The sequence below is a fragment of the Parendozoicomonas sp. 2304DJ65-17 genome, from assembly GCF_058148445.1.
In genome coordinates this window covers 176756-187536 of record NZ_JBYVJV010000011.1, presented here as the reverse complement: position 1 = coordinate 187536, position 10781 = coordinate 176756, and the positions used below count along the sequence as shown (strand labels likewise).

The following is a 10781-nucleotide window of genomic DNA, read 5'->3' as shown; positions in this document are numbered from 1 at the left end:
CGATGGTAGTGTGGGGCTTCCCCATGTGAGAGTAGGTCATCGCCAGGCTTTAATTAGAAAACCCCGAGCACTTTGTGCTCGGGGTTTTTTGCTTATTGTACGCGGGAGAAGATGTTGGGGATCTGCTATCCCATAGCACTGGTCGGAAGCTTATGTTTGCCTAGTGTATTTTCTTCGCTATTCCCTTCCGCATAGATATCTTTGAATACCGGACTCTTCCTTTTCTCATTGAGGAGAAACCTCATATATTCCTGATAGTGCACATACACTAACTCGTTTCCCATAAAAACTGGTCTGTGAACAGATACCAGCTTTGTTTCCCCGGGGGTGTATTGGTTTTCCTTCGGGGGAAGGCAGCTTGCAAAGCAAGTTCGGTGATGTATTTCTCCGGGAAGTGCTGATGCAATTTCCTCCTCCTCTTCTTCCTCGATCTCTTCTGTGTCCATCGTTTCCAAGGTTGGATCATAAAACTTACTATGGTCAAACAGGCAGTGTTGCCCCGTGCAAACGTGTGGTTGCATAGGTAGAGACTTTGGGGCAAGGGCTTCCTCTCCTTTCTCGCAAGGGGCCGGTGGTGTGTAAATTAATTCCCTGTCATATGGCAGTCTTTTACAGTTTTTGAGTTCTAACCCACGGGGAAGAACGTCTTCAGGTCTTGGGCGTGGAATAAGGCGATCAGGAACGGGAGGCAGAGCCTGAATATCTGGTCGTGCAGGGATTACTCCAATGAACTCTAAAGTTTTCTTGAGCATGGATGAAGTTCCAAGACGGATTGTTCGTAGTGCTCTGGAAAATATTGACTGGTTTGTATAGTGGTGCCTATTTCTATATATGCAATCTGATGTTGAGATTCTGGCAGCTGAAGGTGGAGCAGGTTTGAATCTGTTTAAGGGGCCAGTATGTTGCTGGAAGCGATAGGGCTGGCATCCACCTGAGCGTCCCAAACGCTTTGGGCTTCTAGATGCTTCTCCTGGTATTGGGGTAGCACTGTATAAATTAGTATTTGCACTGTTACGAATTAATGGCGTCCTGCATTCAAAAACGTATGCCATTGTAAATCCTCCCTGATCAATGGTTACGGCTTCTTACTATCGTGTCAGATTGTGCCTGTGATCGTCACTAACAGGAATGTTAGGGGGGAACAGTGCGCATTAAGCTGGTGTGATAACTTGAGGGGCGTAGATCTCATGACGCAATGTTAGTTTGACTAACAATATTGTTCGGATGTTCGGCATTTTTGTGTGCTAGTTTTTGTTGAAACCCAGCCTAGCTCGTAGTGGTATTATCTCAGAGTAAACTGTCTGTGGTCGGGCTTATATTGTGTGGGTCAGGTCTGAATGTTAGAAACACTGATTTATACCGCTGGAGTGACTCTTCCCATATTCCTGATGGTCTTTTTGGGCATTGTGCTTAAGCGCACTCAGTTTATTGATGACCGCTTTATAGCGACTTCATCAAAGCTGGTTTTCAATATCAGCATGCCAGCCTTGCTGTTTATAAGCCTTAGCCGTCTTGATTTAAGCGTTAGCGTTAAACCCTCACTTATTTTTTTGAGTCTTGGTATCACTGTTGCCAGCTTTGTTTTTGCCTGGATTCTCGCCGTTGTGACAGTGAAACGGCGGGAGCTTAGGGGGATTTTTGTTCAAGGGGCGTTTCGCGGGAACCTGGCAATTACGGGTTTGGCCTTTGCCAACAATATGTATGGTGCTGAAGGTGTTGCCCAGTCGTCACTCCTGATTTCCCTGATAATCATTTTCTACAATGTTTTTTCTATTATTGTGCTGGAGTTTTATGCTGCTGAAGAGGGTAAACAATCCAGGTTATCTACTACGACCCTTGTTTATAGTGTTATTAAGAACCCACTGATCATATCCGTTGTCATAAGCCTTGGCATAAGTATTTCAAGATTAACCATTCCCGAACTGGTCTACCGGGTTGCAGAATACCTTGGCGGAATTGCATTACCGCTGGCACTGCTATCAATTGGTGGAACAATTAATCTGCAGGCTATGATGAAGACAAGTTTTGAGTCGTTCGGGGCTGCTGTTTTTAAACTTGTGGTTTTGCCTGCCGTCGGTGTGCTTATTGCAGGATTTCTGGGTTACCGGGGTATGGAGCTTGGGATTCTTTTTGTGTTGTTCGCAAGCCCAACAGCTGCTGCCAGCTTTGTTATGGCCAGAGCTATAGCGGGGCGGGGAACGCTAGCTGCAAACATTGTTGCGATTACAACTGTTGGTGCCATTTTTACCAATAGCCTAGGGATTTTTCTTCTTCGTTATTATGAGTTGATATGACCTTTTACCTCTCATTCTGCGCCTTTCATCATCAGGGGTAGGACAGCGCAACCATTTCTGACACAATGCCGGAGCATCTTAAATAAAGATCAATGGAGTGTCAGTTGTGACAAAATTGATAAAGGCGTTTTTCGTCTTACTGTTTATTTCCCCCGTGGCCGCTATGGCTGCCGAACCCTATCAGGAAGGTGTTCATTATTTCCGTTTAGATACACCTGTTCCTACTCAAACAAAAGATAAAGTCGAGATAGCAGAAGCATTCTGGTACGGCTGCCCTCACTGTTTCACTCTTGAGCCAACCATTGAGGCGTGGAAAAAGACACTGCCAGAGTACACTTCGTTCAGAAAAGTGCCTGCCCAGTTCAGTCCTGTATGGAAGAATCATGCCCAGCTTTATTTCACAGTTGATGCCCTGAAACTTGGCGATGCTGCTCATGAAGATGTTTTTAACGCCATTCATAAGCAAGGTCGTAAGTTAGGTTCTCAGGAAGAGATGGCTCAGTTTGTCAGCAAATATGGTGTATCTGAAGCTGCCTTTAATAAAGCATTTAAGTCATTTGGCGTGCGTAACCAGATGCGTCAGGCTGATGCTGTCGTGCGTGGTTCTCGTTTGACTGGTGTTCCTGCCCTGATCGTAAACGGCAAGTACCGTTTATCTGCGCAGTCTGCCGGAAGCAATACTGAAATGCTGAAGGTTGCAGAATATTTGATGGAAAAAGAAAGGAAGCAGCAGTAAGACTGCTTCCTTGAAACTTTGTAGAGTTCTTAGAGCTCTACAAGGTTTTCTATAACGGCTTTTACATCCTTTGGAATAGCGCGCATGCGCGGCCAGCTCAGAACTGGCTTACCGTCTTTGTCTTCGTCCATGTGTGGCATTTTGGCACCGCCGGTTTTGCGGTCTACAAGGCGCAGATTAAAGTCAGGCTGTTCACCTTCTTTAGTATCCTTATCCAGTTCCAGATAAACCGCCCAGCTCTTGTCTTCTGATTCCCAGTGAGGCTTTTCCAGAACCTTGAGAGTGTTCAGGGAGTCACTCATTTCGTGAAGAAAAGAATCCTTCTCTGTGCTTTCCTGCTGTGTCTTCTTCAGGCGACTCTTCAGCTGGTTGATTTCCGCATTCTTGCTGCGGTTATCATCCTGCAGACGCTTGATCTGTGTTTTCAAGCGCTTGGGGTTGTCTGCCTGCAAGGCTTTGTTCTCGGCTTTCAGCTGCTTGAGCTCAGCCTGTAATTTGTCGAGAGAGAGAGCTTCAGAAGTGGAGGACATATGACTACTGTATCCTTCGGAAAAACCGTGAAGTGTACCAGCAGTAACTACAAAACTCTGCTCTGGATTGTCACTATCCAGCAGCTTTTGGGTAGGGGAACTTAAGTATAAAAGAAAGGGGAAAGAGAGGGGCTTTATCGGAGAGGGAAGGTATGACGTATACCTTCCCCTACGCAGACTTGTGAAAGCCCGTTGTTAGTTTGTTTCAGTTTCCAGCAGTTTACCGCTGTTAATATTGATCTTTCTGGGCTTCATGGCCTCAGGAATTTCTCTTTCAAGATCAATATGGAGCAATCCATTTTCCATGGTGGCGCCGGTTACACGAACATAGTCGGCCAGCTGAAAGCGACGTTCGAAATTACGCTCGGCTATACCCTGATAAAGATACTTGCGCTCAGTCTTACCTTCAGACTTTTTGCCTTTCACAGTAAGGACATTTTCCCGGCTCTCAATATCCAGCTCATCTTCCTGGAACCCGGCCGCAGCCATAGTTATCCGATAGCTGTTCTCATCAAGAAGTTCAATATTGTAGGGGGGGTAACCGTTCTGGTTGCCGGTGTGATTTATGTTTTCAAGCATATTAGCGATGCGGTCAAAGCCAATCGCGGAACGGTACAAAGGAGACAGATCGAAATCGATAGTACGCATGTTCATATCCTCAAATGAGCAATATTTTTTGATTAAAGTGACCTTCCAGAGGACAGGTCTGTAAGAGAAGTTCTCCAGTGAGCAACCTCTCTTGTTCAAAGATATAGGGGCGTTTTTTTCGATTCCAAGGGGAAATTGGAAAATTATTTTTCTGTCAGGCTGTAATCCAGCATGGTGTCGTCATCAAAGATAAAACGACCGTAGATCTTCTTACCTTCCAGAACCAGTGGAAGCCATATCTCATCGTCCGCCCACATTTCGGGATAGGGGATCGCATCCACAGGAAACCATACCGGGATGGCTTCTTCTGTTTCCGTGGGCGTTCCCTCAAAGGAACCTGTGGTGTACACGTGTACGTGGATGGAGTAACCATTCACAAACTGAAACAGGTTTTCGCCGTGGTAAGTTAAGTTGTGTGGTGTGATATGCAGCTCTTCCTGAACCTCACGAATGGCGCATTGTTCTGGTGTTTCACCCGGTTCCAGCTTTCCGCCTGGACCATTGATTTTTCCAGCCCCTAAACCTCTTTTCTTGCGAATAAGAAGAATCTGACCGTCTTTGACTATAAAGACCAGCGTGGCTGGATCTTTGGCCTGCCAGTTATCCCAGTCGATATCCTCAAGGCATTTTATTTTTGCAGGCATAAGCATATCGGCGTCCATTCTCTGAAAGTAAAAATGAGTTGGCAAAGATTGGCTCTGTTCAATAGGAATGTCCAGAGACTGATGTGGTGTTTCGGTTTCCACCTAAAGTTTGATTTTTGTCAGGGATTTCATTGTTTTCGTAAGGGATACTCAAGCGCACACAGAATAACACGGTAGATGTTTATCTGTGTTTCTTTGAGTTTGTGAGTACCTTTAAGATGACTGAGTGTAAAAAGGAGTTGCTTTCGTTATTGCTGAAAGCCTGGGAAAAAGAGCCTGAACTGGATCTGATGCGTTTGATTGAGCATATTGCAGCATCAGCCGGGCACTTGGGGAGTATCAGCAATTTGAAGGATGAAGTACTTCTTTACCAACTGGAAGAAAGTAACTGCGGGTGTAGCCCTCGGCTGAGTGGAGTTCACAGCGAGTTTATTCCAGACTTCCGTTCTGCTCTTATGCAAGCAAGAGGGTGCAAGGCTTAAGCCTGTGCACCCTTCCTGTTATTTTTTCCTTCTTTTCTTCTTTTTAGGTTCTTTCTTGCCGTAGAGAGAGGGCTCTCCTTCCGGGCGGGTTTTAAAGCGCCGGTGCTGCCAGAGGTACTGATCAGGGTGTTGACGAACAATGGACTCGGTCAGTTCAGAAATTCTGGTGGTATCAGCCAGGTTGTCTTCTGTTGGGAAATTCTCCAGAGGTTCGGAGAATTCAACAATATAGCGATTGTCATCATCCAGGAAATAAGAACCGGTCACGACTTTGGCATCGGCAAGACGAGCGAAGTCAGAGGTGCTTGGGATGGTCGCGGCATCAATACCAAAGAAAGGAATAAAGTGACTGCGCCTACGGCCCATATCCTGATCTGGCAGGATAATGCCAATCTCTCCCTGCTTAATAAAGTAAAGAAGATCCTTCACCTGTTTCCGTGGGATAAAGCGTGACTTGTGGCGATAGCGATTGCGGCAGACTCCACTCACATATTCGTAAACAGGGTTGTCGTGGACCCGGTAAAGAATATTGAAAGAGAAACGTTCGCTGGCAATGCGGCAAGCCATTTCAAGACAGGTCATGTGCAATGCGCTCACCAGCACACCATGGTTTGTATCCTGAGCTTTCAAGACCCGTGACCAGCCAATAAAACGGCTGATACGTTCAATGCGCTTGCGGGATGAGAACCATGCGACACCGGGTTCTAGTAAGGCAATGCCGATAGATTCGAAGTTTTTTACCAGTAATGCTTCACGCTCTTCACTGGATTTTTCCGGGAAGCAGAGTTCGAGGTTCCTGCGGGTAACTTTTACCCGACTGCCGCCCATTTTCATAAACATTCGGCCTATCCAGCGGCCAAGAGCCAGTACCCATGGGAATGGGAGGCGGCCAACCAGGAACAGGAAGACAATAAGCAACCACAGTGGCCAGTATCTTGGGTGTAGATAGGCCATCTTAAAGCTGTAGTTGGCAGTGTATTCCCTTTCGCTAAAAGGGATTTCGTGATCAATCTCCGGATTCAACGCACTTCTCAAGTTTGATAAATCAGATCAGTGCATTATACCGGAAGCAGACAAAGGATAATTGGTAACTTTACGATGGTTTGTTGAGTTTCTGTTACTTTCTGGCAGGTTCTGGCAAGCAAAGCCTTGTAGTTAAGCCGCCAGTAACCATAAAGAGTCCACCGAAGAAAAGCAGCCATTCAATGGAAATATAAGAAATTAGGGAGGCTGTTAAACCGCCGACAAAGAATCCGCAGGCAAAAACCGACCAGGAAATCCCCATTACCCAACCTTGCTGCTCCTCTGGCACACAATCGCTGTACAACTTGATTATACAAACGTAGCAGCAGATAAATGCAATGGCCCATAAAAATGCTGATATCCATTTGCCGGCATCTCCTGGAGCAACAACAAATAACCAGGCGAGCAAACCAGCCAGAAGTAAGTTAACACTGACTAATGATTTTTCTGAAAAGTGTTTCTGTAATCTTTCTGTTCCTCCGCACAACATAAGAATGGCGGCAACACCTATGGTAATGGCACCAAACCAGCCAAGCTGCCCCGGTGTGTAATCCATCTTCTGAGCCAGATAGAGGAAAAAAAACTGGTAACACATGCAGTTACCCAACTGGGCCTGGAATTGCACCAGCGAAACTTGGCGAACTTCCTTGTGGGTAAACGCATCGGTAAAACAATATATGGGGCGCATCCAATCCATTGGCTTTTTATTTGGAGTGGATGTTTCTTTTAGTCCGAATGCCATCCATAAAAGGGAAATAACCGCCATCAGGCTGATCATTACAAAAGGCCACTGCATATGGTAATCAGCCAGAAGACCGCCAATTCCAGGGCCAACAATATGGGCACTGACATTGGCAAGGGTGACTTTGGCAATATTTCCGGATTTGTCTTCATCACTACTTAAATCAAGAATGGCCGCAGTGCTGATAGCGGTAGTGCCACTCATAAAGCCGGAGAGAAGCCGCCCGATTAGCAGCAGAAGAATATTGTGGAAGGCAACAGCCAATGCCATAAGAACAAAAGCCGCCAGCAAACCCGACATGCAGAGCAGAAGTGTGCGCTTACGTCCCCAGCGATCGCTGAGGTCTCCCAGCAGAGCCGAGCCGAAGAACATGCCTAAAGGAAAGAAGGCAAATGAAATACCCAGCATCAATTCCCGGGTTGTGGCAGAGCTGTTGGCAAGGAATATATCGCTGGCGAAAGCTGCAACGATCATCGGTGTGATGAGGGCGTAAGACATCATATCGACAAAAATGGCCGACATGGCAGGCAACACGCGCAGAAGGTTTTTGTTATGAGGCATGCTGCCTGTTCTCCGGTTTTCTTGATTTAAGCATCAGTGTAGAAAACCGGAGCAGGAATGAAGTTCCTGTTAAACAATAACAAACTTGATAGCAAACAGTGCAGAGAGGATAACCATAGCTGGAGTAATCTCTTTGCCACGACCTGCCAGCAGTTTAATAGCCGTCCAGGACAAAACCCCAAAAGCAATGCCAGAAGCGATGGAGTAAGTTAGAGGCATTGCCAGAGCTGCAATGCCTACAGGGGCAACGTCGGTAATATCTTCCCAATCGATAGTTGTCAGGCTGTGACACATCAATACAGCAACAAAGATCAGAGCTGGTGCTGTGGCATAGGCAGGGATTGCAGCCGCAAGGGGGGAAAGGAATAAGGCCAGCAGGAACAGAATGCCAACTACAACGGCTGTCAGGCCTGTGCGACCCCCAACAGCAATACCGGCACCACTTTCGATATAACTTGTGGTTGTGGAGGTTCCCAGCATAGAACCAGCAACCGTTGCAGTGCTGTCAGCCATCAAAGCTTTGCCGATGCGTGGCAGGGAGCCATCTTTATTCAGCATATTGCCTTTTTGGGCAACAGCAATCATGGTGCCGGAGGTATCGAACATATCCACAAAGAGAAATGAAAAGACAATGGTGACCAGACCAATATCCAGTGCGCCAGCCAGGTCCAGCTGCATAATGGTTGGAGCAATGCTGGGTGGCATGGAGAAAATGCCATCAAGCTGAACTTCACCAACGGCAATGCTGATAAGGGAAACTGTCAGAATACCAAACATGACTGAACCGGTGACGCCACGGTGATAAAGCGCCGCGATAATAATAAAACCAAGGCTGGCCATCATAGGCCCCCAGCTAGTCATGTTGCCAAGGGAAACCATGGTTGCGGGGTTGTCGACAACAATACCGGCATTCTGCAAACCGAGAAAACCAAGAAACAGACCAATACCGGCACCAATACCTCCACGTAGTGACAGTGGAATGCTGTTAATAATCCACTCCCTGATTTTGAAAATACTCATCAGGAAAAAGCAGATGCCGGAGAAGAAAACAGCACCCAGGGCAACCTGCCATGTGTAACCCATCTGGCCAACAACGGTGAAAGCAAAAAATGCATTCAGACCCATGCCGGGAGCGAGAGCCACAGGGTAGTTGGCGTAAAAGCCCATAATGAAGCAGCCAATTGCGGCCGCAAGGCAGGTAGCTACAAAGACAGCTCCCTGATCCATACCGGCTGCGGCCAGCAGGCTGGGGTTAACAAAAATAATGTACGCCATGGTCAGGAAGGTGGTGATACCAGCAAAAACTTCCTGCCGAACGTTGGTGTTATTTTCGGAAAGACTAAAGATTTTCTCGAGCATACAACTAATAAACTCGTGGGTGATTGTAAGGGCGAGCGAGGGTGAGAAAGCCCCAATGGGTGTCAGAGCTTTGAGCGCCGGTAGTGTATAGAACTACTATAAATATTAGTAGTAATTGTTATGTGATTTGTTGATCTTTTGTAGAGAGTTAGTGCTAATCATCCATAGTTTGATGCACTTCGTATCTAACTTGTTTCTATTGAATATTTTTGTGCAAGTTATTTGGTAGGGTGTAGGAAATACAGCAGTTCCTGTTGGATGTCAGATGCGCATGAACTTAAAAGGCGTATCATCAATTAATGTCGACGTGTCCGCCTCAAGAGGCGTATTTAAAGAGGAATGCACGAGTGAGTGAATTTGATTATGACCTTTTCGTAATTGGTGCCGGTTCAGGTGGCGTGCGAGCCAGCCGAATGGCATCTGCCACTGGTGCCAAGGTTGCCGTTGCAGAAGGTCGATTCCTTGGGGGAACCTGCGTAAATATTGGCTGTGTGCCGAAAAAACTGTTTGTTTATGGTGCCCACTATGCAGAAGACTTTGAGGATGCCCGTGGTTATGGCTGGACAGTAGAAGGTGCAAAGTTTGACTGGCCTACACTACGGGATAACAAGACCAAAGAGATTGAGCGCCTTAACGGTATTTACGACAACATCTTAAAGAATGCCGGTGTTGAACTGATTAACGGTTATGCAAAAGTTGTAGATGCCAATACTGTTGAAGTTGAGGGTAAGCAATATTCGGCCGAGCGCATTCTGGTTGTGCCTGGTGCTAAGCCTTTTGTTCCCGACCTTCCCGGTAGAGAGCATGTGATTGTTTCCGATGATGCTTTCTATCTGGAAACCTTCCCCAAGAAAGTTGTGGTTGTAGGCGGTGGTTATATTGCGGTGGAATTCGCCGGTATTTTCCATGGGCTGGGTGCTGAAACTGTTCTTTCTTATCGCCGGGATCTGTTCCTGCGTGGTTTTGATAACGATGTGCGGGAAACCTTGCGCGATGAAATGAAGGCCAAAGGTGTTGATCTGCGTTTCAACAGTAATGTTGAAAAGGTTGAAAAAGAAGCCGATGGCACCCTCTCCATAACATGGGCAGATGGTTCCACTGAAAGCTGCGATGCGGTTCTGTATGCCACTGGCCGTGTACCTAATACTGGCAGTCTTGGTTTAGAAAACATTGGCGTTGAGATGGCAAAGAATGGTGCCATTAAAGTAAACGATAATTTTCAGAGCACTGTGCCAAGCATCTATGCATTGGGCGATGTTATTGACCGCCTGCAGCTAACACCTGTTGCTCTTTCAGAAGGCATGGCGCTGGTTAATCATCTGTATGGTGATAAAGAGCCGGTTGCTATGGATTATGAGCATATTGCGACCGCAGTGTTTAGCCAACCAAATATTGGTACTGTTGGTTTGACCGAAGAACAGGCCCGTGAGAAGTATGACAATGTGGTGATTTTCAAATCCCGCTTCCGTCATATGAAGCACACTCTCAGTGGCCGTCAGGAAAAGACCTTTATGAAACTGGTGGTAGATGGTGATACCGATAAGGTATTGGGTTGCCATATGGTCGGTGCTGATGCCGGTGAAATTCTTCAGGGGCTGGCAGTGGCATTGAAAGCCGGAGCTACTAAGAAAATTTTTGATTCCACTATTGGTATTCACCCAACAGCGGCGGAAGAGTTTGTGACTATGCGTACGCCTGCTGAATAAATTTCTTTGAGGTAATAAAAAAGGGAAAAGCCGGGGAGGGCTTTTCCCTTTCATTT

General features: G+C 46.5%; 11 protein-coding genes. 4 read left to right on the top strand and 7 right to left on the bottom strand.

The features are described 5' to 3' along the window. Positions 1-125: 125 nt before the first annotated feature. Entirely contained in the window at positions 126-752 is a 627-nt protein-coding gene (locus ACY2RR_RS21720; RefSeq protein WP_490110290.1) for a hypothetical protein, read from the bottom strand. 585 nt (positions 753-1337) lie between these two features. On the opposite strand from ACY2RR_RS21720, the gene ACY2RR_RS21715 reads away from it, so the two are divergent. Together ACY2RR_RS21715 and ACY2RR_RS21710 are read left to right on the top strand one after the other, a co-directional pair. Beyond that, on the top strand, positions 1338-2294 hold the full coding sequence (locus tag ACY2RR_RS21715; RefSeq protein WP_490110289.1) for an AEC family transporter: 957 nt from the start codon (positions 1338-1340) through the stop codon (positions 2292-2294). A gap of 106 nt (positions 2295-2400) precedes the next feature. Further along, on the top strand, positions 2401-3030 hold the full coding sequence (locus ACY2RR_RS21710; RefSeq protein ID WP_490110288.1) for a thiol:disulfide interchange protein DsbA/DsbL: 630 nt from the start codon (positions 2401-2403) through the stop codon (positions 3028-3030). Between the two features lie 29 nt (positions 3031-3059). On the opposite strand, the gene ACY2RR_RS21705 is transcribed toward ACY2RR_RS21710, so the two are convergent. The 3 genes from ACY2RR_RS21705 to ACY2RR_RS21695 form a co-directional block, all read right to left on the bottom strand. Further along, a complete protein-coding gene (locus tag ACY2RR_RS21705; protein WP_490110287.1) occupies positions 3060-3560 on the bottom strand; it encodes a hypothetical protein in 501 nt (166 codons plus the stop codon). Positions 3561-3755: 195 nt separating this feature from the next. Then, positions 3756-4208 (bottom strand): Hsp20 family protein, encoded by a 453-nt coding sequence (locus ACY2RR_RS21700; protein WP_490110286.1) that lies wholly within the window; start codon positions 4206-4208, stop codon positions 3756-3758. Positions 4209-4351: 143 nt separating this feature from the next. Next, a complete protein-coding gene (locus tag ACY2RR_RS21695; protein ID WP_490110285.1) occupies positions 4352-4954 on the bottom strand; it encodes an 8-oxo-dGTP diphosphatase in 603 nt (200 codons plus the stop codon). A 116-nt stretch (positions 4955-5070) separates the two neighbouring features. On the opposite strand from ACY2RR_RS21695, the gene ACY2RR_RS21690 reads away from it, so the two are divergent. Then, positions 5071-5334, top strand: coding sequence for a DUF1040 family protein (locus ACY2RR_RS21690; protein ID WP_490110284.1), 264 nt, complete (start codon positions 5071-5073; stop codon positions 5332-5334). An 18-nt stretch (positions 5335-5352) separates the two neighbouring features. Here ACY2RR_RS21690 and lpxL read toward each other — a convergent pair whose 3' ends face one another. The 3 genes from lpxL to ACY2RR_RS21675 form a co-directional block, all read right to left on the bottom strand. Further along, the gene (lpxL, locus tag ACY2RR_RS21685) at positions 5353-6288 is read right to left on the bottom strand and encodes an LpxL/LpxP family Kdo(2)-lipid IV(A) lauroyl/palmitoleoyl acyltransferase (protein ID WP_490110283.1); all 936 of its coding nucleotides are present in this window, start codon (positions 6286-6288) and stop codon (positions 5353-5355) included. A 163-nt stretch (positions 6289-6451) separates the two neighbouring features. Continuing rightward, on the bottom strand, positions 6452-7660 hold the full coding sequence (locus ACY2RR_RS21680) for an MFS transporter (protein ID WP_490110282.1): 1209 nt from the start codon (positions 7658-7660) through the stop codon (positions 6452-6454). A gap of 69 nt (positions 7661-7729) precedes the next feature. After that, on the bottom strand, positions 7730-9019 hold the full coding sequence (locus ACY2RR_RS21675) for an NCS2 family permease (RefSeq protein WP_490110281.1): 1290 nt from the start codon (positions 9017-9019) through the stop codon (positions 7730-7732). A 347-nt stretch (positions 9020-9366) separates the two neighbouring features. Here ACY2RR_RS21675 and gorA point away from each other — a divergent pair, with 347 nt between their 5' ends. Then, the gene (gene gorA / locus ACY2RR_RS21670) at positions 9367-10725 is read left to right on the top strand and encodes a glutathione-disulfide reductase (RefSeq protein ID WP_490110280.1); all 1359 of its coding nucleotides are present in this window, start codon (positions 9367-9369) and stop codon (positions 10723-10725) included. Positions 10726-10781: the final 56 nt, after the last annotated feature.

What these genes read in the sequence shown, in the direction of transcription:
- ACY2RR_RS21720 (WP_490110290.1), bottom strand. Translation starts at nt 752, where the DNA reads ATGCTCAAGAAAACTTTAGAGTTCATTGGAGTAATCCCTGCACGACCA.
- ACY2RR_RS21715 (WP_490110289.1), top strand. Translation starts at nt 1,338, where the DNA reads ATGTTAGAAACACTGATTTATACCGCTGGAGTGACTCTTCCCATATTC.
- ACY2RR_RS21680 (WP_490110282.1), bottom strand. Translation starts at nt 7,660, where the DNA reads ATGCCTCATAACAAAAACCTTCTGCGCGTGTTGCCTGCCATGTCGGCC.
- lpxL (WP_490110283.1), bottom strand. Translation starts at nt 6,288, where the DNA reads ATGGCCTATCTACACCCAAGATACTGGCCACTGTGGTTGCTTATTGTC.
- ACY2RR_RS21705 (WP_490110287.1), bottom strand. Translation starts at nt 3,560, where the DNA reads ATGTCCTCCACTTCTGAAGCTCTCTCTCTCGACAAATTACAGGCTGAG.
- ACY2RR_RS21675 (WP_490110281.1), bottom strand. Translation starts at nt 9,019, where the DNA reads ATGCTCGAGAAAATCTTTAGTCTTTCCGAAAATAACACCAACGTTCGG.
- ACY2RR_RS21700 (WP_490110286.1), bottom strand. Translation starts at nt 4,208, where the DNA reads ATGCGTACTATCGATTTCGATCTGTCTCCTTTGTACCGTTCCGCGATT.
- ACY2RR_RS21690 (WP_490110284.1), top strand. Translation starts at nt 5,071, where the DNA reads ATGACTGAGTGTAAAAAGGAGTTGCTTTCGTTATTGCTGAAAGCCTGG.